Below are 19,639 nucleotides of genomic sequence, written 5' to 3'. Positions count from 1 at the left end.
AGTGCCGTACGCCGGGGCAAAAGCCTTTTGCTTACTTTTCGGCGTTTGGAAAAGTGAGTCGCTGTAAGAGCGAAACCGCCAGCGGCAGCTCCCGAAGCAACGGATATACACCCAAAACTCAAGCACAAACCCAAAACCCAGACAAACAAAAACGCCCGGCATATGCCGGGCGTCTTGTATTGACTTGATTAGCGAGCGCGGTAAGTAATACGCCCTTTGCTCAAGTCATAGGGCGTCAGCTCGACGCGCACTTTGTCACCGGTAAGAATACGAATGTAGTTCTTGCGCATCTTGCCGGAAATATGCGCGGTTACGACGTGCCCATTTTCCAACTCCACACGAAACATGGTGTTGGGCAGGGTGTCGACGACAGTGCCTTCCATTTCGAAGCTGTCTTCTTTCGACATGCAGTAAAGCCCTCGGTATCCAATGAATGGCCCGGTGCAACTGCGCCAGGCAAAAGCGGCGTGCATTGTGCCCGAAAAATGGGGTTTACGCCAAGGGGTTTAGGGTTTGCGTTTAGTTCAGGATGACCCAGCGCTGATTGATCAGCAGTTCGATAGGCCGATATTGGGTCTTGTAGTTCATCTTTTTGCAGTTTTTGATCCAGTAACCCAGGTACACCGCCTCAAGCCCCAGCCGCCGGGCTTCGGTGATTTGCCAGAGGATCGCGTAGCGCCCCAGGCTGCGGCGTTCTTCCTGCGGTTCGTAAAAGGTGTAGACCGCCGACAGGCCGTTGGGCAGCAGATCGGTCACGGCAACTGCGAGCAACCGTCCGTCGAGCCGGAACTCGTAAAAGCGTGAGAAGGGCAGGTCGCGTACCAGAAAAGTCGAGAATTGATCGCGGCTCGGCGGGTACATGTCGCCGTCGGCATGGCGCTGTTCGATGTAGCGCTGATAGAGGTCGAAGTACTCTTCGCTGAACGCCGGCTTGACTGGGCGCACCTGCAAATCGATGTTGCGCTTGAAAATGCGTTTCTGCTGACGGTTGGGGTTGAACTGCGCAACCGGAATGCGCGCAGGCACGCAGGCATTGCAGTTCTGGCAATGCGGGCGGTACAGGTGATCGCCGCTGCGACGAAAGCCCATTTCTGACAGGTCTGCGTAGACATGCACATCCATGGGCTGGCTCGGATCGAGAAACAGGGTCGTCGCCTGTTCCTCGGGCAGATAACTGCAAGAGTGAGGCTGAGTGGCATAAAACTTCAACCGCGCCAACTCGGTCATGATCAACCCTCAAGGGTAAGCTGGTGAATTAAGTGTAAGCCACGCGCGCAAAAGTCGCTCAGCAAACCCAGGTCGCGCGATTGGGTTGATCGAGGTGCCGGGCCAGATAGTCGGCGAATGTCTGTCGTGAAATGGGCCGCGCGCCGAGGCTGTGCAAGTGATCGGTCGGCATCTGGCAGTCGATCAGCACGAAACCCGCTTCTTTCAGATGTTGCACCAGCGTGGCAAAGCCGTACTTGGAAGCATTGTCCGCGCGGCTGAACATCGACTCGCCGAAGAACAGTTGCCCCATCGCCAGGCCGTACAGGCCGCCGACCAGTTCGCCCTCATCCCAGACTTCCACCGAATGGGCAAAGCCGCGTCGATGCAATTCGATATAGGCGTCCTGCATCGCTTCGGTGATCCAGGTGCCGTCGGCGTATTCCCGGGGAGCGGCACAGGCACGGATTACTGCTTCGAAATCCTGATCGAAGGTCACTTGATAACGCTGTTTGCGCATCAATTTGCCGAGGCTGCGCGAGACGTGCAGTTCGTCGGGAAAAAGCACGGTGCGCGGATCCGGCGACCACCAGAGAATCGGCTGACCTTCGGAAAACCATGGAAAGCAGCCGTGACGATAAGCCTGGATCAGGCGATCGGCGGACAGGTCGCCACCGGCCGCCAGCAATCCGTTGGGATCGCGCATGGCCTTTTCCAGTGGCGGGAAAGTCAGTGAATTGCGTTGTAACCAAGTCAGCATGGCGTCCAGGCTTGCAGAAGGGGAGGGCGGTGGGCGCTGGGCCCGCGGTAAAGTGTGCCGGGAAATGACGCGAATGTCCTCCATTGCGGAGCGGTGTTTGCGTGGCTGCAACTTGAGCATCCGGATGCGGTCGTAATCGGGCGCAACACCGGTGCGGGCAAGCTTGCCGATGCCAATGTGTGGCACTCAGGGGAGATGAGGCGCGAATGCTTCGCTACGTTCATCAAATACACCTCATAAGCCTTTGTCACAAAAGGTAATGCATGCTCAAATTGAACCCCGCGCGTTGTGCGTTTGGCTATGCTTGAACCTGGGGCTTCGAAGCATGGCATCGAGCGCGCAAACCCGTACAATGCCGGGCTGTTACAGAATATTCGCCGCGTGCCGTGTTTATAAAAGGCGGGGCGCAGTGTTAAAAGTAGTCTCCGTTGCGCCCGTCAATTTTTTACCTGCCTGGATCGGGCAGTTTTTTATCGTCATTCAATAGATGGACGCGCCTCTGGCGCAGGAAAAGAAGCGTTTTGAAGAAATCCACGGAAGCACCAAAAACAGTCGTTCCGCTCTGGCGTCAACAGTTGCACTACCGACTCAAGGAAGGTGCATTGATCGCCATCGGCGCCTTGTGCCTGTTCCTGATGATGGCGTTGCTGACCTACGGCAAGGACGATCCGGGCTGGAGCCACAACAGCAAGATCGACGACGTGCAGAACTTCGGCGGCCCGGCCGGTTCCTACAGCGCCGACATCCTGTTCATGGTGTTGGGTTACTTCGCGTATATCTTCCCGTTGCTGCTGGCGATCAAGGCGTATCAGATCTTTCGTCAGCGTCACGAGCCGTGGCAGTGGAGCGGCTGGCTGTTCTCCTGGCGCCTGATCGGCCTGGTGTTTCTGGTGCTGTCCGGCGCCGCGCTGGCACACATTCATTTTCATGCCGCCACCGGTCTGCCGGCTGGCGCGGGTGGTGCGCTGGGCGAAAGCCTCGGTGATCTGGCCCGCAATGCTCTGAACATTCAGGGCAGCACGTTGCTGTTCATCGCACTGTTCCTGTTCGGCCTGACGGTGTTCACCGACCTGTCGTGGTTCAAGGTGATGGACGTCACCGGCAAGATCACCCTCGATCTGTTCGAACTGTTCCAGGGCGCGGTCAACCGCTGGTGGTCGGCGCGTACCGAGCGCAAACAGTTGGTCGCGCAACTGCGTGAAGTCGATGATCGTGTGCATGACGTGGTTGCACCGACAGTTACCGACAAGCGCGAGCAGGCCAAGGTCAAGGAGCGTCTGATCGAGCGCGAGCAGGCTCTGAGCAAGCACATGTCCGAGCGTGAGAAACAGGTGCCGCCGGTCATCGCGCCGGCCCCGGTCAAAGCGCCGGAGCCAAGCAAGCGCGTGCAGAAAGAGAAGCAGGTGCCGTTGTTCGTCGACAGCGCCGTGGAAGGCACCTTGCCGCCGATCTCGATTCTCGATCCTGCGGAAAAGAAACAACTCAATTATTCACCCGAATCCCTGGCGGCGGTCGGCCACTTGCTGGAGATCAAGCTCAAGGAATTCGGCGTCGAAGTCACCGTGGATTCGATCCATCCCGGCCCGGTCATTACCCGTTACGAAATCCAGCCTGCTGCCGGCGTGAAGGTCAGCCGTATCGCCAACCTGGCGAAAGACCTTGCACGTTCGCTGGCCGTGACCAGCGTGCGGGTGGTGGAAGTGATTCCGGGTAAAACCACGGTCGGTATCGAGATTCCCAACGAGGACCGGCAGATCGTGCGCTTCTCCGAAGTGTTGTCGACGCCTGAGTACGACAATTTCAAATCGCCGGTCACCCTGGCCCTGGGCCACGACATCGGCGGTAAGCCGGTCATCACTGACCTGGCGAAAATGCCTCACCTGCTGGTGGCCGGTACCACCGGTTCCGGTAAGTCGGTGGGCGTGAACGCGATGATCCTCTCGATCCTGTTCAAGTCTGGTCCGGACGACGCCAAGCTGATCATGATCGACCCGAAAATGCTTGAACTGTCGATCTACGAAGGCATTCCGCACCTGCTGTGCCCGGTCGTGACCGACATGAAGGACGCCGCCAACGCATTGCGCTGGAGCGTTGCCGAAATGGAACGCCGCTACAAGCTGATGGCGAAGATGGGCGTGCGAAACCTGTCCGGCTTCAACGCCAAGGTCAAGGAAGCCCAGGACGCCGGCGAGCCGCTGAGCGATCCGCTGTACAAACGTGAAAGCATCCACGACGAAGCGCCGCTGTTGCAGAAACTGCCAACCATCGTCGTGGTCGTGGACGAATTCGCCGACATGATGATGATCGTCGGCAAGAAGGTAGAAGAACTGATCGCCCGTATCGCCCAAAAGGCGCGTGCGGCGGGTATCCACCTGATCCTCGCGACCCAGCGACCATCGGTGGACGTGATCACCGGTCTGATCAAGGCCAACATTCCGACGCGGATGGCGTTCCAGGTATCGAGCAAGATCGACTCCCGGACCATCATCGACCAGGGCGGCGCCGAACAGTTGCTCGGCCACGGTGACATGCTTTACATGCCGCCGGGCACCAGCCTGCCGATCCGGGTTCACGGCGCCTTCGTGTCCGACGATGAAGTTCACCGGGTGGTTGAAGCCTGGAAACTGCGCGGCGCGCCGGAATACAACGACGACATCCTCAACGGTGTCGAAGAGGCGGGCAGTGGTTTCGAAGGCAGCAGCGGCGGTGGCGACGGTGACGATCCGGAAGCCGACGCGCTTTACGACGAAGCCGTGCAGTTCGTGCTGGAAAGCCGCCGTGCTTCCATCTCCGCTGTACAGCGCAAGCTGAAGATCGGCTACAACCGTGCCGCGCGCATGATCGAAGCCATGGAAATGGCCGGGGTCGTGACGTCGATGAACACCAACGGTTCCCGCGAAGTCCTGGCCCCTGGCCCGGTACGCGACTGATTCGATACCCTGATCCAAATGCAATGGACGGTGCATGAAGCGCCGTCCACTTTCCCACGAGTATTCAAGAGGACTCCCATGCGTCTTATCCGCATGTTGCTGCCGGTACTGGCTCTGACCACCCTCACGGCTCACGCCGATGACAAGGATGTGGCTCGCCTGACCCAATTGCTCGAAACATCCAAGACCCTGACCGCCAATTTCTCCCAACTGACCCTCGACGGCAGCGGCACCCAGTTGCAGGAAACCACTGGCGACATGACCCTGCAGCGTCCGGGCCTGTTCTACTGGCACACCAACGCGCCGGCTGAGCAGACCATGGTGTCCGACGGCAAGAAGGTCACCCTGTGGGACCCGGACCTGGAACAGGCCACTATCAAGAAGCTCGATGAGCGTCTGACCCAGACTCCAGCCCTGTTGCTGTCCGGCGACGTATCGAAGATCAGCCAGAGCTTCGACATCACCGCCAAAGAGGCCGGTGGCGTGATTGACTTCACCCTGAAGCCGAAAACCAAGGACACCCTGTTCGACAGCCTGCGTCTGTCGTTCCGCAACGGTCTGGTCAATGACATGCAGCTGATCGACAGCGTCGGCCAGCGCACCAACATCCTGTTCACCGGTGTGAAGGCCAACGAAGCGGTCCCGGCATCGAAGTTCAAGTTCGACATCCCAAAGGGTGCCGATGTGATCCAGGAATAAACACTAGGCCCTGTGAGAGCGAGCCTGCTCGCGAAAGCGATGTATCAGTCACCATCAATGTTGAATGAACCATTGCAATCGCGAGCAGGCTCGCTCCCACAGGGTTAATGATCGTTTCAAGATCAGGTAGAGGTTTCAACGGTACGTGATGGATCTGTTTCGCAGTGCACCGATTGCCCAGCCACTGGCCGCCCGTTTGCGGGCGACCAATCTGGATGAGTACGTCGGTCAGGAACACGTGCTCGCTCGCGGCAAGCCTTTGCGCGAAGCGCTGGAGCAGGGTGCCCTGCATTCGATGATCTTCTGGGGCCCGCCGGGCGTGGGCAAAACCACGCTGGCGCGGTTGCTGGCGGAAGTCTCGGATGCGCATTTCGAAACGGTTTCGGCGGTGCTGGCCGGGGTCAAGGAGATCCGTCAGGCAGTGGAAATCGCCAAGCAGCAGGCCGGCCAGTACGGCAAGCGCACGATCCTGTTTGTCGATGAAGTGCACCGCTTCAACAAATCTCAACAGGACGCCTTCCTGCCGTACGTTGAAGACGGCACGCTGATCTTCATTGGCGCCACCACCGAAAACCCTTCGTTCGAACTGAATAACGCATTGCTGTCGCGGGCGCGGGTCTATGTGCTCAAGAGCCTGGACGAAGCGGCGTTGCGCAAATTGGTGCACCGCGCACTCACCGAAGAGCGTGGTCTGGGCAAGCGTCATCTGACCCTCAGCGATGAAGGCTTCCAGATGCTGCTGTCCGCCGCCGATGGCGATGGCCGGCGCCTGCTGAACCTTCTGGAAAACGCCTCGGACCTGGCCGAAGACCACAGCGAGATGGGCACAGAGCTGCTGCAAAGCCTGCTCGGCGACACTCGCCGGCGTTTCGACAAGGGCGGTGAAGCGTTCTACGACCAGATTTCAGCGCTGCATAAATCGGTGCGCGGCTCGAACCCGGACGGCGCGCTGTACTGGTTCGCGCGAATGATCGACGGCGGCTGCGATCCGCTGTACCTGGCCCGCCGCGTGGTGCGCATGGCCAGTGAAGACATCGGCAATGCCGACCCCCGCGCTCTGAGCCTGTGCCTGGCCGCGTGGGAAGTGCAGGAACGTCTCGGCAGCCCGGAAGGTGAATTGGCAGTGGCTCAAGCCATCACCTATCTGGCGTGTGCGCCGAAAAGCAACGCGGTGTACATGGGCTTCAAGACCGCGCTGCGCGCCGCCGCCGAACACGGTTCTCTGGAAGTGCCGCTGCACCTGCGCAACGCGCCGACCAAACTGATGAAACAATTGGGCTACGGCGACGAATATCGCTATGCCCACGACGAACCGGACGCCTACGCGGCCGGCGAAGACTATTTCCCGGAAGAGCTCGACCCGATTCCGTTCTACCAACCGGTGCCGCGCGGCCTGGAGTTGAAGATCGGCGAAAAGCTCAACCACCTTGCCCAACTTGATCGTTTAAGCCCCCGGCAGCGGAGAAAATAGTGGTTCCATTGATCGTTGCAGTCTCCGTCGGCGGGATTGCCGGCACCTTGTTGCGCTTCGCCACCGGCAATTGGGTCAACGCCAATTGGCCGCGGCACTTCTATACCGCGACGCTGGCCGTTAATATCGTGGGCTGTCTGCTGATTGGCGTGCTTTACGGCCTGTTTTTGATACGCCCGGAAGTACCGATCGAGGTACGTGCCGGGTTGATTGTCGGCTTCCTCGGGGGGCTGACGACTTTTTCATCCTTTTCACTGGATACGGTGCGCCTGCTGGAAAGCGGGCAAGTGCCGCTGGCCCTGGGCTATGCGGCCATCAGCGTATTCGGCGGGCTGCTCGCGACCTGGGCCGGCCTGTCCCTGACCAAACTTTGATAACGAGAAACCGACATGCTCGATTCCAAACTGTTACGTAGCAACCTCCAGGACGTAGCGGACCGCCTGGCTTCCCGTGGCTTTGCCCTGGATGTCGCGCGCATCGAAGCGCTGGAAGAACAGCGCAAGACCGTCCAGACCCGCACCGAAGCACTGCAGGCTGAGCGTAACGCGCGTTCCAAATCCATCGGTCAGGCCAAGCAGCGCGGCGAAGACATCGCACCGTTGATGGCGGACGTCGAGCGCATGGCGGGCGAACTGAGCGCCGGTAAAGTCGAACTGGACGCGATCCAGACCGAACTGGATTCGATCCTGCTGGGCATCCCGAACCTGCCGCACGAATCGGTACCGGTCGGTGAAGACGAAGACGGCAACGTCGAAGTCCGTCGCTGGGGCACTCCGACTGCTTTCGGCTTCCCGGTTCAGGATCACGTGGCCCTGGGCGAAAAGTTCGGCTGGCTCGACTTCGAAACCGCCGCCAAGCTGTCCGGCGCACGTTTCGCCCTGCTGCGCGGCCCGATTGCCCGTCTGCACCGCGCACTGGCGCAGTTCATGATCAACCTGCACGTCACCGAGCACGGCTACGAAGAGGCTTACACGCCTTATCTGGTTCAGGCCCCGGCGCTGCAAGGCACCGGTCAGTTGCCGAAGTTCGAAGAAGACCTGTTCAAGATCGCTCGCGAAGGCGAAGCCGATCTGTACCTGATCCCGACCGCCGAAGTGTCGCTGACCAACATCGTGGCCGGTGAAATCGTCGATTCGAAACAGCTGCCGATCAAGTTCGTCGCTCACACGCCGTGCTTTCGCAGCGAAGCCGGCGCGTCGGGTCGTGACACTCGCGGCATGATCCGTCAGCACCAGTTCGACAAGGTCGAGATGGTCCAGATTGTCGAGCCGTCGAAGTCGATGGAAGCGCTGGAAGGCCTGACCGCCAACGCCGAGAAAGTCCTGCAACTGCTGGAGCTGCCTTACCGCACCCTGGCGCTGTGCACCGGCGACATGGGCTTCAGCGCGGTCAAGACTTACGACCTGGAAGTGTGGATCCCGAGCCAGGACAAGTACCGTGAAATCTCGTCGTGCTCCAACTGCGGCGACTTCCAGGCCCGCCGCATGCAGGCGCGTTTCCGCAACCCGGAAACCGGCAAGCCTGAGCTGGTACACACCCTGAACGGTTCCGGTCTGGCGGTCGGTCGTACTCTGGTGGCCGTGCTGGAAAACTACCAGCAGGCCGACGGTTCGATCCGTGTGCCGGACGTGCTGAAGCCGTACATGGGTGGCCTTGAGGTCATCGGCTAAATGAAATATCTGCCGCTGTTTCACAACCTGCGCGGCAGTCGTGTGTTGGTCGTCGGTGGGGGGGAGATTGCCTTGCGCAAATCCCGCCTGCTGGCCGATGCCGGTGCGCTGCTGCGGGTGGTCGCACCTGAAATCGAAGCGCAACTGCGCGAACTGGTTGCCGCCAGCGGTGGCGAATGCCTGCTGCGTGGCTACGCCGAGACGGATCTGGACGGTTGCGGGCTGATCATTGCCGCCACCGACGACGAAGCGTTGAACGCGCAGGTTTCCGCCGATGCCCATCGGCGTTGCGTGCCGGTCAATGTGGTCGATGCGCCAGCGCTGTGCAGCGTGATTTTCCCGGCGATCGTTGATCGTTCACCGCTGATCATCGCGGTCTCCAGTGGCGGCGATGCGCCGGTGCTGGCCCGGCTGATCCGCGCCAAGATCGAAACCTGGATTCCTTCGACCTACGGCCATCTGGCCGGTCTGGCCGCGCGGTTTCGCGATCAGGTCAAAGGCCTGTTTCCCGATGTGCAGCAGCGTCGCGGTTTTTGGGAAGACGTGTTCCAGGGGCCGATTGCCGATCGTCAGCTGGCTGGGCAGGGCGCTGAGGCCGAGCGTCTGTTGCAGGCGAAAATCGACGGCGAAGCGAGCGTTACCACCGGTGAGGTGTATCTGGTGGGCGCAGGACCGGGCGATCCGGATCTGCTGACCTTCCGCGCCTTGCGCCTGATGCAGCAAGCCGATGTGGTGTTGTACGACCGCTTGGTGGCTCCGGCGATTCTTGAGCTGTGCCGTCGCGATGCCGAGCGTGTCTACGTCGGCAAGCGTCGCGCCGATCACGCCGTGCCGCAGGATCAGATCAACCAGCAACTGGTGGATCTGGCCAAGGCGGGCAAGCGTGTGGTGCGGTTGAAGGGCGGTGATCCGTTCATCTTCGGCCGTGGCGGCGAAGAGATCGAGGAACTGGCAGCCCATGGCATCCCGTTCCAGGTGGTGCCGGGCATCACGGCGGCCAGCGGTTGCGCGGCGTATGCCGGGATTCCGCTGACTCATCGCGATTATGCGCAGTCGGTGCGTTTCGTCACCGGGCACTTGAAGGACGGTTCGACCGATCTGCCATGGGCCGACCTTGTCGCGCCGGCGCAGACGCTGGTGTTCTACATGGGCCTGGTGGGGTTGCCGATCATCTGCGAGCAGTTGATCAAGCATGGTCGTGCAGCCGAAACCCCGGCGGCGCTGATTCAGCAGGGCACCACGGTCAATCAGCGGGTCTTCACCGGCACGCTGGCCGACCTGCCGCGTCTGGTGGCGGAGCATGAAGTGCATGCGCCGACACTGGTGATCGTCGGCGAAGTGGTGCAACTGCGCGAGAAACTGGCGTGGTTCGAGGGTGCTCAGGCGCAGGTCTGAAAATCGAGTAACCCCATTCGCGAGCAGGCTCGCTCCCACAGGGGATTTGTGCACGACACAGATCCAATGTGGGAGCGAGCCTGCTCGCGAAGAGGCCTTCAAAAACGCTGAACAACTCAGCCCCGGCGCCAAACCCCTTTCCCGCCCAACCGGTTCCGGTCATGGGCAATATTGAAATCCTGCTTCGGCCCCTTTGGCACAACCCCGGTCGGGTTGATGGTCTTGTGGCTGCCGTAGTAGTGATTCTTGATGTGCTGGAAATCCACGGTCTCGGCAACGCCCGGCCACTGGTACATCTCCCGCAACCAGTTCGACAGATTCGGATAATCGCTGATCCGCCGCAGATTGCATTTGAAGTGCCCGTGATACACCGCATCGAAGCGAATCAGCGTGGTGAACAACCGCACGTCCGCCTCGGTCAGGTATTCGCCCGTCAGATAACGGTTCGCGCCCAGCACCTGCTCCAGATGATCCAATTCGGCAAACACGTCGTCGAATGCCTCTTCATAGGCCTGCTGCGAAGTGGCGAAACCCGCGCGATACACGCCGTTGTTCACGGCAGGGTAGATCCGTTCGTTCAGCGCATCGATCTCGCTGCGCAATGGCGCCGGATAGAAGTCCAGATCGTTGCCGGTCAGATCATCGAAGGCGCTGTTGAACATGCGGATGATCTCCGCCGATTCGTTGCTGACGATGCGCTTGAGCTTCTTGTCCCACAGCACCGGCACGGTGACGCGGCCAGTGTAGTCGGCGGTGTCAGCGGTGTAGCGCTGGTGCATGAAATCGAAATGGTCGAGTTTGTCACCGGTCGAACCGAGGTTCTGATCGAAGGTCCAGCCGTTTTCCAGCATCAGCCAGCTGACGACGGAAACGTCAATCAGGCTTTCCAGGCCCTTGAGCTTGCGCAGAATCAGCGTGCGATGGGCCCACGGGCAGGCCAGGGAAACATAAAGGTGATAGCGCCCGGCTTCGGCGGCAAAACCGCCTTCACCGCTCGGGCCCGGCTCGCCGTTGCGAGTGACCCAGTTGCGGCGCTGCGCCTGTTCGCGCTGGAACGCGCCGTCCTTGCTGCTTTCGTACCACTTGTCCTGCCAGCGGCCGTCGACGAGTAAACCCATGATCAAGACTCCAGAAATCAATAATCGTTGGAGTCGAGTCTATTCCGATGAGTTCGAACAAAAAGCGCAAAGATCGGGCGTTAATGATCGGTTAAATCGATTTATCCCGCGCGGCCCAGTATTGCTCGGCGCTTTCGAAAGCCTGTTCACGGCTTTGGCCGAGGCCGCGCAGTGCCAGCGCCATTGTTGAAATCAGCGCCATTTGCGGATAACTGTCGACCACATCGCCGCGCCAGACGGCCTTCAAATGCTCGATATCCAGCGACGCCGGTTTGACATGACGCTGCGCCGACTGCTGCGGCCATTCCTCGTCCCAGCTCTCGCCGCCGGTGGTGCCGTACAGGTGGCTGTCGGCATCCGGATTGATCTCGATTTCGCCGCCGTCGCCCTTGATCACGATTGCCGTGTCGCCGAGCAGGCCGCTGGCATCTCGGTGCACCGCTTGATAGCCGGGGTGGAAAATACTCTGCAGGCCGCAACGTGCGCCCAACGGATTGAGAATCCGCGCCAGCGAGTGGATCGGCGAGCGCAGGCCGAGGGTGTTGCGCAGGTCGATCATCCGTTGCAGCTGCGGCGCCCAGTCCAGCAGCGGCATGAACGCCAGGCCACCGTTGTCCAGTGCCGCGCCGACCTGTTGCCAGTTGCGGCACAGCGGAATGTTCAACTCACCAAGCAACTGTTCAGAGTACAAACGCCCGGCAGTGTGGGCGCCGCCACCGTGCATGAAGATGCGCACGCCGTTCTGCGCCAGGCACTTGGCGGCCAGCAGATACCAGGGCAAATGGCGTTTCTTGCCTGCGTAAGTCGGCCAGTCCAGATCGACCTTCAGCTCTGGCGCCTGCAAGCGTTCGCGCAGGGCTTCGGTGAAACCGGCCATTTCCTCGGCGCTTTCTTCCTTGTGCCGCAGCAGCATCAGGAAGGCGCCGAGCTGGGTTTCTTCGACCGCTTCGTCGAGCACCATGCCCATGGCTTCCCGGGCTTCCTCGCGGGTCAGGTCACGGGCGCCGCGCTTGCCCTTGCCGAGGATGCGCACGAACTGGGCGAACGGATGCTCGGCGGGCGTTTCGAGGGTCAGCGCTGGGTAGTCGGTCATAGGCAATTCGTCGGTTTGGGCAGGCCCGCCAGTTTCGCGGCGAGTTTGGCAGGGGTGCCTTTGAACAGTCGGTTCAGGTGCAGGCTGTTGCCTTTCTCCGCGCCGAGTTTGAGCGCGGTGTACTTGATCAGCGGCCGGGTGGCCGGGGACAACTGGAATTCGGCGTAGAAGCTGCGCAGCAGTTCGAGGATTTCCCAGTGCTCCGGGCTCAGCTCGATGTCTTCGGCAGCGGCGAGGGCGCTGGCGACTTCGGCCGACCAGTCGTTGAGGTCGACCAGGAAGCCGTCCTTGTCCAGTTCGATGGCGCGGGCGCCGACGGTCAGTGCATTCATAGCCAGGCGTTGACCTTGTCGTGGTAGATCGACAGCTCGACGAAGGCCGGGTAATCGATGGCTTCGGCCCAGTCCGGAACCTGTACGGCACGGGCTTGCGCGTCTTCGGCCAGCACGAACAATTTCACCTTACGGGATTCCAGCGCAATGAACGGCGCGGTGCCAGGTTGCAGCGCATAAGCGGCATCGCCAGACAGCAACAGCGCATCGGCAGAACCAAGCAGGCGCAGGCAACTGGTCAGGCGTTCGTCGCCAAACGGGGAGTGGGACAACACATGCAAAGTCGACATCAGAGGGTGATCACCTGGTCGTAACGGTCAATGAGGGCGGTGATTTGCTCGGCGGCCAAGGGCTGCGCCTCGTCCAGCGAACGATCGCCGAGGCCGCGAACATTGGCGCTGTCGGCGCAGTAGAACAGCTCTTCGACGCCGAACATCGGCAGCGCTTGCAGGTTGGCGCTCAGGTCTTTCTGTTGCAGGGCCTTGGCGTTCTGCCCGGCGGCCAGTTGCAACACGCCGTCGTCGAGAAACAGCAGGCCGATCGGCAGATCGAAGGCACCGCCGGCCAACACGATGTCCAGCGCTTCACGGGCGGCGGGGCCAGACCACGGCGATTGACGGCTGATAATCAGAAGGGACTTGGCCATGTCATGCGCCTCCGAAACAGATCAGGCGGTCGGCGTCCTGCACCGCGTCATGCAACTGGCCGAGGCCGGACAATTCCCACGGGGCGCTGACGGCCACTGCATCACGCTGATAACGTCCGGCTTCCTCGGCATTCAACACGCCACGGCGCAGGGCCGCGGCGATGCACACCACGCCGTCGAGGTTTTGTTCGGTGATGAAATTGCGCCATTGCTTGGGCAGGTCCAGCTCGTCCTGCGGCGTGACCACGGCGTCGGACGCGTTGTGAACTCCGTCCTGATAGAAAAACAGCCGGACAATCTCATGCCCGCCGGCCAGCGCAGCCTGGGCGAACAGCAGGGCGCGGCGCGAGGAGGGCGCATGGGCGGCGGAAAACAGCGCAATGGCGAACTTCATGACGGACTCGATCAGCAAAACTGCGGCCATGATAAAGCTTTCTCGGCGGGGCGGCGAAGTGGATGTTTCCCATGTCCGTTTCGATGCAAACAGGTAGCTGTCAGCGCGGCATGTAGCCCAACTGCCAGCGTCGTGGGATCTTCAGGGTCAGCAGCCCCAGAACGGCGGCAAACAGTCCGCTGACCAACATCGCCTTGAGTCCCAGATGATGTTCCAGCACTGCCCCCAGAATGGCCCCGACCAACATCCCGCTCCACGGCACCAGTTGCACCCGCCAGCCGCTTCGCCGTTCGCCGAGCACCCAGCGCCCCAATCCTCGGCCGAAACGGGACAGGGCGCCGGTGACGTACGTCAGCCCGACCGGCAGACCGTTCACTTCTTCCACCGCTGCGTTGAGCATGCCCATCGCAATGATCGCCGCCAGCAGAGCCGGTAGTTGAGTATCAAAGGGCCAGGCTGCCAAACAGAGCAGAGCGGCGATGGACAACAACAGCGGCAGCGCCCGCCGCCCACCCAGTCGGCTGACCACAACCCCGAGGGCATTGCCGACAATGAACGTTGCGACGAGCAGGATCAGCCTGAATGTCAGTCCGCTGTCACCGTCGCTGATCGCCACCGCCAGCCGCGTGGTATTGCCGCTCATGAAGGAAACGAAATCGCCGCTGGCCATGAAACCGATGGCGTCGGTCATGCCGGCCAGTACTGACAGGCTGGCAACCAGCGCCAGGCCAACACGGCCGCGCCATTTCTGTATATGAAGATGTCCGGGGCTGGCGCGGTGGGTCGAGGTGGAAGGGAGCATCGAGGCAGCGTCCTTGAGCGGGGTTTACGGTTCTATGCCATACAGATCGCAATATTCCAGCCAGTCCATCCCGGCCATTTCCGCGACTTCGCGATGCACTTCCAGGCGTTGCGCCTGATATTCCTCGGGCGTCGCGGCGGTGAGCTGCAACGTCAGTTCCCAGGCAAACAACCCTTGGCTTTCGGCCTCGGCCTCGAAGGCTTCGTGCAGGCGTTCTTCGCGATACTGCGCTTGGGTTTCGCCCTTGGCCTGGGCGAGCAGCGGGTTGAGGTGGTCAAGGGCTTCGCGCAGTTCCGGACGCGCATCGAGAAACAGTTTCAGGGCCTGTTCGTGTCGCTGGTCAGTAGGCGCCATGGGCTTTCCTTGTAAGGCTGATGACCGTTAATGTGCCGCAGCGGCCGACATGTGTCGCGCTCTAAATGCAGTAAAGCAGAACGATTTTGGGCGTTGCGGTGATACAGTCCGCTTTTTTCCGAATGAGCGAATGCAATGCGAATGCTGATGGTGGCGCTGGCGGCAACTCTGCTGGCCGGTTGCGCGGGTTCGGCGATGGAAGACGCCCGCACGCAAACCCCTTACAAGACCCTGAATTCGGACAAACCCGAAAAAGTCGTGGCCCAGTGCGTGCAATTCGCCTGGCAGGACGAAGCGGTGTTCGGCGTGGACGCGGCGGCGTATCTGCAACCGGGCAAGAAGGGCGGTTCGACGGTCTACACGCGCTCGGCGGAGTCGTTTGTCGACTTGACCACGGATGCGTCCGGCACCGTGCTGAATTACTACGCGCAGAAAGATGATTTTGTGGCCAAGCGCCGTTTGGCAGCGCTGGCGACCTGTCTGTAACGGGCGGCTGAATGCGTTGAAATTTGCGACTCTCGCCAGCCTGCGGGCGAGGGTCGCTGAATTCAATCAATCAAACGCTTCTGGAAGAAATGCCGCTTGTGCCCCAGCGGATAATCCACAATCTCGCCACACTCGGTATATCCCAGTTTTTTGTAGAACCCGGGCGCCTGAAAATCAAAGGTATCGAGCCAGATCCCCACGCAGTCTTTTTCCCGGGCGAACTCCTCGACCATGTTCATCAGCTTCGAGCCGATGCCCTGTCCCCGGCCTTCTTCCGGCACCGCCAGCAGCTCGATAAACAGCCACCGATAGAACGTGTGCCCATAAAGGCCACCGAGGATCGCGTCGTTATCGTCGCGCACCAGCAACGCGACCGGTTCGTACAGCGAAGGCCCGGCTTTGGCGATGTTATGGGCACGCAGGGGCGCCAGGATGGCTGCGCGCTGTTCTTCGGTAGGGTCCTGTGACAGCTCGATCCGCAACGTCATATTGTCTTCCTTGTAGTAATGAATCGGCAGCCTATCGCGCCGCAGCCGATTGAAGCAATCGCTTGGAACCGTCGCTCGCGCTCCGGGGTCTAGCCCTTTAGGGCGTCCATCCGGAACGCGTTTGCCTGGGAGATTCCATGAACATTTTCGAAGCCCTGCGTGAAAGCCACGATCGTCAGCGGACCTACGCGAAATCGTTGATCAAGACCAGCGGTGACACCCCGGAAAGGGTGGAGGCCTACAAGCAACTGAAGGCTGAGCTTCAGGCCCACGAAACGGCTGAAGAACGCCACTTCTATATCCCGCTGATGGAGTTCGACAACGGTATCGACCTCAGTCGCCATGCCATCGCCGAACACCATGAAATGGACGAAATGATGGAAGAGCTCGACGAGACCGAGATGTCCAGCCCGGCCTGGCTGGCCACGGCGAAAAAGCTCTCGGAGAAGGTCCATCACCACCTGCAGGAAGAAGAGCAGAAGTTCTTCCAGATGGCTGGCAAGCTGCTCGACGACAAGCAAAAGGAACAGCTCGCCGGGCAGTATGAAAAAGAGTTCAAGGCGCAGCTTCCCTGAACCGGTGAATGCAGGTTTTTGTAATGACGCGGTGTAGTCTTTTTGCCATGCGTCGGGTGAGCGTCGTCGTAATGCACTGTTTTTATATACAGTGTTTTCGGCATTTTTCGAGTTTCGCCGAGGCCGACTGCGACAAAACCGCCGGTGGACAAAAAATCCCCCTCCGTTAGCTTGAAGGCCTCTCCTCGGAAAGGAGAGTTCTTAAATCAACGGAGTGAAAAACATGAACCAACCACAAGCTCAAACCCAACTGCGACACGGTCGCGTCATTTCCCCTGCAAGCCGCGGCGCGGTGGCCATCGAGCAAGGATTGCTCGGCGGCTGGCAGGTCAATGAAATGGAAGGCGGCAAGAACTTCCCGGCGCTCGCGGCCGGCCCGTTCCCTGCGCCGTTCGAAAGCGACAATCCGAGCGTCGTACCGCCGGCTGACGGCTATATTCTCAGTGGCGGCAAGAACGACGCACGTGACTGTGTGAACTTCACCGCAGAAGAAATGAGCAAGAAACTCGGGCGTCCATTCACCTGGCCGCTGCTCAATGTCACTCCCGGCCAGACCCTTGAGGTCAAATGGGAGTACACCGCGCCGCACACCACCCGCGGTTATCGCTGGCTGATTACCAAGGATGGCTGGGACCCGAAACAACGCATCACCCGAGCGCAACTGGAAGCGCAACCGTTCGCCGAGGATTTCTATCCGCAAGTGCCGTACTACAGTCATTCGGCGGAATTGAAAGCCAAGGTCAACCACGCCGTGAAACTTCCGGGCAACAAGCAGGGTCATCACGTCATCGTCCTGATGTGGATCGTCGCCAACACCGGCAATGCCTTCTATCAGGCCTTCGATGTGGACTTCAAATAAGCCCGCAACGTCAAACCCACACGTTCTGAAGGATTAGAACATGTCAAACATCGACTTCACCCTATTGAAAAACCAGGCCAGCGACGCGGCGTCGCTGATGCCGAGCCTTGCCGGCAAGAAGATCCTCATGGGCTTCTGGCACAACTGGCCGGCCGGCCCGAGCGACGGTTACCAGCGCGGTCAGTTCGCCAACATCGCCCTGGAAAACGTGCCGAAGGAATACAACGTGGTCGCGGTGGCCTTCATGAAGGGCAGCGGGATACCGACCTTCAAGCCGTTCAACGTTTCCGATGCCGAGCTCCGTCGTCAGGTCGGCGTGCTCAACAGTCAGGGGCGGGCTGTGCTGATCTCCCTGGGCGGTGCCGATGCGCACATCGAGTTGCGCGCCGGCCAAGAGCAACCGCTGGCCAATGAAATCATCCGTCTGGTGGAAACCTACGGCTTCGATGGTCTGGACATCGATCTTGAACAGAGCGCGATTGATTTCGCTGCCAACAAGACCGTCCTGCCGGCCGCGCTTAAACTGGTCAAGGATCACTACGCCGGCCAAGGCAAGCATTTCATCATCAGCATGGCGCCGGAGTTTCCGTACCTGACCACCTCCGGCAAATACGTCGGTTACCTGCAGGCGCTGGAGGGCTACTACGACTTCATCGCTCCGCAGTTCTACAACCAGGGCGGCGACGGGGTCTGGGTGCCGGAAGCCAATAACGGCAACGGGGCGTGGATCGCCCAGAACAATGACGCGATGAAAGAGGATTTCCTCTATTACCTGACCGAGAGCCTGGTGACCGGTACTCGCGGTTTCACGAAGATCCCGGCGAACAAGTTCGTCATCGGCCTGCCGTCCAACGTCGATGCCGCCGCCACCGGTTACGTGATCGACAAGACCGTGGTCGGCAACGCGATGAAACGCCTGGCGGTCAAAGGGCATCCGATCAAGGGCCTGATGACCTGGTCGGTGAACTGGGACAACGGCACCAGCAAGGATCGCGTGCCGTACAACTGGGAATTCAGTCGGCGTTATGGACCACTGATTCACGGGGCGCCGTCTACGGCGCAGGGCACTGATGCCGCAACGGTGAACGTGGCACATCAGTAGTCAATGAAGGAAAAGCCCGGTAGCGCTGCCGGGCTTTTTTTCGTCGGCGGTTCGCATCATTTCACCTACCATGGCCATCTTCCGATGACAAAAAAGGATCAGGCGTCATGTCCAACACAGCCGAGCGGGTCAACATCGTCGATACCCAGGTGTTGTCCCACGACTGGTATCTGCTGAAGAAAATCACCTTCGACTATCACCGCAACAACGGTGACTGGCAGCGTCAGACGCGCGAGGTCTACGACCGTGGCAATGGCGCGGCGATTCTGCTGTTCAACCGTGAGCAACGCACCGTGGTGCTGACCCGACAGTTCCGCCTGCCGGTGTTCGTCAACGGTCACGACGGTTTACTGATTGAAGTGGCGGCCGGACTGCTTGAAGGCGCGGCGCCGGAGCAACGCATCCGCGACGAGGCCGAGGAAGAAACCGGCTACCGCGTGCATGACGTGAAGAAGGTGTTCGAGGCCTACATGAGTCCCGGCTCGGTGACCGAGAAGTTGCACTTTTTCATCGCCGAGTACGATGCCTCGTCAAAGGTCAGTGAGGGGGGCGGTCTGGAAGAGGAAACCGAAGAACTTGAAGTGCTGGAGTGGCGTTTCGACGACGCGCTGGCGGCGTTCCATCGAGGCGAGATCTGCGATGCCAAGACCATCATGCTGCTGCAATACGCGGCGATGAATAACCTGTTCGGCGTTTAAAACAAGTCACCGGTTTTACCGATGTCCGACCACTGGCCACCCTCCAGAGTCAGCAAGCGCTCCTTGGCTTCCAGCCCTCCGGCAAAACCGGTCAGTTTGCCTGAGGCGCCGATGACTCGATGGCACGGCGCAATGATTGAAATCGGATTGCGCCCGTTCGCCGCGCCGACGGCGCGCACCGCGCTCGGGTGGCCGATCTGTTCGGCGATCTGGCTGTAGGTGCGGGTCTCGCCAAACGGAATGGTCAGCAGCGCGGCCCAGACCTTTTTCTGGAACTCGGTGCCGTCAAAGTCCATCTCCAGATCGAACGCGTTTCGCGTTCCTGCAAAATATTCTTCCAGCTGTCGCGCAGTTTTCATCAACACCGGATTGTCCGGTGCTTCGCTCATCGGTCCCAGCCGCACCCGGTTCGGTTTGTCGTTTTCCCAGAGGATGGCGGCCAGACGTGAGCCGTTCGCGACCAGCTTCAACTCGCCGACGGGCGAGGGCAGGGTGATGAACGTGTAGGCCATGGGGAAAACTCCGGTACGGGGGCGAAAACTGCGCCTAGCATACTGCCGG

The 19,639-nt window shown here is 60.2% G+C and carries 24 protein-coding genes and 1 pseudogene; 12 read left to right on the top strand and 13 right to left on the bottom strand.

The annotated features are described in order from the left end of the window. Window positions 1-188 (top strand): hypothetical protein (locus tag N8H71_RS22545; protein WP_262195741.1); only part of this gene is annotated, 188 nt, incomplete at its 5' end. Here N8H71_RS22545 and infA read toward each other — a convergent pair. The 3 genes from infA to aat all read right to left on the bottom strand — a co-directional run bounded on the left by infA (window position 189) and on the right by aat (window position 1,966). Beyond that, the gene (infA, locus tag N8H71_RS22540; RefSeq protein ID WP_002553999.1) at window positions 189-407 is read right to left on the bottom strand and encodes a translation initiation factor IF-1; all 219 of its coding nucleotides are present in this window, start codon (window positions 405-407) and stop codon (window positions 189-191) included. A 112-nt stretch (window positions 408-519) separates the two neighbouring features. Next, complete coding sequence (locus N8H71_RS22535; protein ID WP_262195740.1) at window positions 520-1,227, bottom strand: arginyltransferase; 708 nt, start codon at window positions 1,225-1,227, stop codon at window positions 520-522. Between the two features lie 58 nt (window positions 1,228-1,285). Next, window positions 1,286-1,966, bottom strand: coding sequence for a leucyl/phenylalanyl-tRNA--protein transferase (gene aat / locus N8H71_RS22530; RefSeq protein WP_262195739.1), 681 nt, complete (start codon window positions 1,964-1,966; stop codon window positions 1,286-1,288). A gap of 521 nt (window positions 1,967-2,487) precedes the next feature. Between aat and N8H71_RS22525 the strand changes: the two genes are divergently transcribed. The 6 genes from N8H71_RS22525 to cysG all read left to right on the top strand — a co-directional run bounded on the left by N8H71_RS22525 (window position 2,488) and on the right by cysG (window position 10,131). Continuing rightward, window positions 2,488-4,896, top strand: a complete 2,409-nt coding sequence (locus tag N8H71_RS22525; protein WP_262195738.1) for a DNA translocase FtsK — start codon at window positions 2,488-2,490, stop codon at window positions 4,894-4,896. A 78-nt stretch (window positions 4,897-4,974) separates the two neighbouring features. After that, window positions 4,975-5,595: an outer membrane lipoprotein chaperone LolA gene (gene lolA, locus N8H71_RS22520; RefSeq protein ID WP_011334944.1), complete on the top strand. Its 621-nt coding sequence runs from the start codon at window positions 4,975-4,977 to the stop codon at window positions 5,593-5,595. 148 nt (window positions 5,596-5,743) lie between these two features. Beyond that, window positions 5,744-7,066 (top strand): replication-associated recombination protein A, encoded by a 1,323-nt coding sequence (locus N8H71_RS22515; RefSeq protein ID WP_064597723.1) that lies wholly within the window; start codon window positions 5,744-5,746, stop codon window positions 7,064-7,066. Next, window positions 7,066-7,440, top strand: a complete 375-nt coding sequence (gene crcB, locus N8H71_RS22510; RefSeq protein ID WP_262195737.1) for a fluoride efflux transporter CrcB — start codon at window positions 7,066-7,068, stop codon at window positions 7,438-7,440. Before N8H71_RS22515 ends, crcB begins: the two co-directional genes overlap by 1 nt. A 15-nt stretch (window positions 7,441-7,455) precedes the next feature. After that, a complete protein-coding gene (gene serS, locus N8H71_RS22505) occupies window positions 7,456-8,736 on the top strand; it encodes a serine--tRNA ligase (RefSeq protein ID WP_262195736.1) in 1,281 nt (426 codons plus the stop codon). Next, window positions 8,737-10,131 (top strand): siroheme synthase CysG, encoded by a 1,395-nt coding sequence (gene cysG / locus N8H71_RS22500; protein WP_262195735.1) that lies wholly within the window; start codon window positions 8,737-8,739, stop codon window positions 10,129-10,131. 116 nt (window positions 10,132-10,247) lie between these two features. Here cysG and N8H71_RS22495 read toward each other — a convergent pair whose 3' ends face one another. From N8H71_RS22495 to N8H71_RS22460, 8 genes are all read right to left on the bottom strand, one after another. Beyond that, window positions 10,248-11,249, bottom strand: a complete 1,002-nt coding sequence (locus N8H71_RS22495; RefSeq protein ID WP_262195734.1) for a glutathione S-transferase family protein — start codon at window positions 11,247-11,249, stop codon at window positions 10,248-10,250. 91 nt (window positions 11,250-11,340) lie between these two features. Beyond that, window positions 11,341-12,342 (bottom strand): glycosyl transferase family protein, encoded by a 1,002-nt coding sequence (locus N8H71_RS22490; protein WP_262195733.1) that lies wholly within the window; start codon window positions 12,340-12,342, stop codon window positions 11,341-11,343. Continuing rightward, the gene (locus N8H71_RS22485; RefSeq protein ID WP_011334938.1) at window positions 12,339-12,674 is read right to left on the bottom strand and encodes a TusE/DsrC/DsvC family sulfur relay protein; all 336 of its coding nucleotides are present in this window, start codon (window positions 12,672-12,674) and stop codon (window positions 12,339-12,341) included. The genes N8H71_RS22490 and N8H71_RS22485 overlap by 4 nt, the downstream gene beginning before the upstream one ends. Beyond that, window positions 12,671-12,964 (bottom strand): sulfurtransferase complex subunit TusB, encoded by a 294-nt coding sequence (tusB, locus tag N8H71_RS22480; protein WP_262195732.1) that lies wholly within the window; start codon window positions 12,962-12,964, stop codon window positions 12,671-12,673. The genes N8H71_RS22485 and tusB overlap by 4 nt, the downstream gene beginning before the upstream one ends. Beyond that, entirely contained in the window at window positions 12,964-13,320 is a 357-nt protein-coding gene (gene tusC / locus N8H71_RS22475; RefSeq protein WP_262195731.1) for a sulfurtransferase complex subunit TusC, read from the bottom strand. The genes tusB and tusC overlap by 1 nt, the downstream gene beginning before the upstream one ends. A gap of 1 nt (window position 13,321) precedes the next feature. Beyond that, entirely contained in the window at window positions 13,322-13,714 is a 393-nt protein-coding gene (gene tusD, locus N8H71_RS22470; protein WP_041475586.1) for a sulfurtransferase complex subunit TusD, read from the bottom strand. Window positions 13,715-13,814: 100 nt separating this feature from the next. Beyond that, complete coding sequence (locus N8H71_RS22465) at window positions 13,815-14,516, bottom strand: YoaK family protein (protein ID WP_262195730.1); 702 nt, start codon at window positions 14,514-14,516, stop codon at window positions 13,815-13,817. A 24-nt stretch (window positions 14,517-14,540) separates the two neighbouring features. Further along, window positions 14,541-14,870, bottom strand: coding sequence for a DUF6388 family protein (locus N8H71_RS22460; protein WP_007958215.1), 330 nt, complete (start codon window positions 14,868-14,870; stop codon window positions 14,541-14,543). Between the two features lie 135 nt (window positions 14,871-15,005). Between N8H71_RS22460 and N8H71_RS22455 the strand changes: the two genes are divergently transcribed. Continuing rightward, window positions 15,006-15,356 carry a hypothetical protein gene (locus tag N8H71_RS22455; RefSeq protein ID WP_007958217.1) on the top strand — a complete coding sequence of 117 codons (351 nt, stop codon included), beginning with the start codon at window positions 15,006-15,008 and terminating at the stop codon, window positions 15,354-15,356. Window positions 15,357-15,418: 62 nt separating this feature from the next. Here the strand turns inward: N8H71_RS22455 and N8H71_RS22450 are convergent, their stop codons facing one another. Next, on the bottom strand, window positions 15,419-15,844 hold the full coding sequence (locus N8H71_RS22450) for a GNAT family N-acetyltransferase (protein WP_011334932.1): 426 nt from the start codon (window positions 15,842-15,844) through the stop codon (window positions 15,419-15,421). A 137-nt stretch (window positions 15,845-15,981) separates the two neighbouring features. On the opposite strand from N8H71_RS22450, the gene N8H71_RS22445 reads away from it, so the two are divergent. The 4 genes and pseudogenes from N8H71_RS22445 (at window position 15,982) to N8H71_RS22430 (ending at window position 19,078) form a co-directional block, all read left to right on the top strand. Beyond that, window positions 15,982-16,419 carry a hemerythrin domain-containing protein gene (locus N8H71_RS22445; protein ID WP_192561581.1) on the top strand — a complete coding sequence of 146 codons (438 nt, stop codon included), beginning with the start codon at window positions 15,982-15,984 and terminating at the stop codon, window positions 16,417-16,419. Between the two features lie 223 nt (window positions 16,420-16,642). Continuing rightward, window positions 16,643-17,278, top strand: a complete 636-nt coding sequence (locus tag N8H71_RS22440) for a lytic polysaccharide monooxygenase auxiliary activity family 9 protein (RefSeq protein WP_262195729.1) — start codon at window positions 16,643-16,645, stop codon at window positions 17,276-17,278. 40 nt (window positions 17,279-17,318) lie between these two features. Next, window positions 17,319-18,320, top strand: a pseudogene (locus N8H71_RS22435) (chitinase); the annotation flags it as partial. A 167-nt stretch (window positions 18,321-18,487) separates the two neighbouring features. After that, window positions 18,488-19,078, top strand: coding sequence for an NUDIX domain-containing protein (locus tag N8H71_RS22430; protein ID WP_262195728.1), 591 nt, complete (start codon window positions 18,488-18,490; stop codon window positions 19,076-19,078). On the opposite strand, the gene N8H71_RS22425 is transcribed toward N8H71_RS22430, so the two are convergent. Continuing rightward, window positions 19,075-19,590 carry a methylated-DNA--[protein]-cysteine S-methyltransferase gene (locus N8H71_RS22425; RefSeq protein ID WP_262195727.1) on the bottom strand — a complete coding sequence of 172 codons (516 nt, stop codon included), beginning with the start codon at window positions 19,588-19,590 and terminating at the stop codon, window positions 19,075-19,077. The two genes, N8H71_RS22430 and N8H71_RS22425, sit on opposite strands and share 4 nt — an antisense overlap. Between the last annotated feature and the right edge of the window lie 49 nt (window positions 19,591-19,639).

Source organism: Pseudomonas koreensis, from assembly GCF_025447595.1.
Lineage (GTDB): Bacteria > Pseudomonadota > Gammaproteobacteria > Pseudomonadales > Pseudomonadaceae > Aquipseudomonas > Aquipseudomonas koreensis_H.
This window is presented reverse-complemented; position numbering and strand designations above follow the sequence as displayed.

Excerpts from the sequence above, each read along its gene's own strand:
- infA (WP_002553999.1), bottom strand. The coding sequence starts at position 407 with ATGTCGAAAGAAGACAGCTTCGAAATGGAAGGCACTGTCGTCGACACC.
- N8H71_RS22535 (WP_262195740.1), bottom strand. The coding sequence starts at position 1,227 with ATGACCGAGTTGGCGCGGTTGAAGTTTTATGCCACTCAGCCTCACTCT.
- aat (WP_262195739.1), bottom strand. The coding sequence starts at position 1,966 with ATGCTGACTTGGTTACAACGCAATTCACTGACTTTCCCGCCACTGGAA.
- lolA (WP_011334944.1), top strand. The coding sequence starts at position 4,975 with ATGCGTCTTATCCGCATGTTGCTGCCGGTACTGGCTCTGACCACCCTC.
- N8H71_RS22515 (WP_064597723.1), top strand. The coding sequence starts at position 5,744 with ATGGATCTGTTTCGCAGTGCACCGATTGCCCAGCCACTGGCCGCCCGT.
- serS (WP_262195736.1), top strand. The coding sequence starts at position 7,456 with ATGCTCGATTCCAAACTGTTACGTAGCAACCTCCAGGACGTAGCGGAC.
- cysG (WP_262195735.1), top strand. The coding sequence starts at position 8,737 with ATGAAATATCTGCCGCTGTTTCACAACCTGCGCGGCAGTCGTGTGTTG.
- N8H71_RS22495 (WP_262195734.1), bottom strand. The coding sequence starts at position 11,249 with ATGGGTTTACTCGTCGACGGCCGCTGGCAGGACAAGTGGTACGAAAGC.
- N8H71_RS22490 (WP_262195733.1), bottom strand. The coding sequence starts at position 12,342 with ATGACCGACTACCCAGCGCTGACCCTCGAAACGCCCGCCGAGCATCCG.
- N8H71_RS22485 (WP_011334938.1), bottom strand. The coding sequence starts at position 12,674 with ATGAATGCACTGACCGTCGGCGCCCGCGCCATCGAACTGGACAAGGAC.
- tusB (WP_262195732.1), bottom strand. The coding sequence starts at position 12,964 with ATGTCGACTTTGCATGTGTTGTCCCACTCCCCGTTTGGCGACGAACGC.
- tusC (WP_262195731.1), bottom strand. The coding sequence starts at position 13,320 with ATGGCCAAGTCCCTTCTGATTATCAGCCGTCAATCGCCGTGGTCTGGC.
- tusD (WP_041475586.1), bottom strand. The coding sequence starts at position 13,714 with ATGAAGTTCGCCATTGCGCTGTTTTCCGCCGCCCATGCGCCCTCCTCG.
- N8H71_RS22465 (WP_262195730.1), bottom strand. The coding sequence starts at position 14,516 with ATGCTCCCTTCCACCTCGACCCACCGCGCCAGCCCCGGACATCTTCAT.
- N8H71_RS22460 (WP_007958215.1), bottom strand. The coding sequence starts at position 14,870 with ATGGCGCCTACTGACCAGCGACACGAACAGGCCCTGAAACTGTTTCTC.
- N8H71_RS22455 (WP_007958217.1), top strand. The coding sequence starts at position 15,006 with ATGCGAATGCTGATGGTGGCGCTGGCGGCAACTCTGCTGGCCGGTTGC.
- N8H71_RS22450 (WP_011334932.1), bottom strand. The coding sequence starts at position 15,844 with ATGACGTTGCGGATCGAGCTGTCACAGGACCCTACCGAAGAACAGCGC.
- N8H71_RS22445 (WP_192561581.1), top strand. The coding sequence starts at position 15,982 with ATGAACATTTTCGAAGCCCTGCGTGAAAGCCACGATCGTCAGCGGACC.
- N8H71_RS22440 (WP_262195729.1), top strand. The coding sequence starts at position 16,643 with ATGAACCAACCACAAGCTCAAACCCAACTGCGACACGGTCGCGTCATT.
- N8H71_RS22430 (WP_262195728.1), top strand. The coding sequence starts at position 18,488 with ATGTCCAACACAGCCGAGCGGGTCAACATCGTCGATACCCAGGTGTTG.
- N8H71_RS22425 (WP_262195727.1), bottom strand. The coding sequence starts at position 19,590 with ATGGCCTACACGTTCATCACCCTGCCCTCGCCCGTCGGCGAGTTGAAG.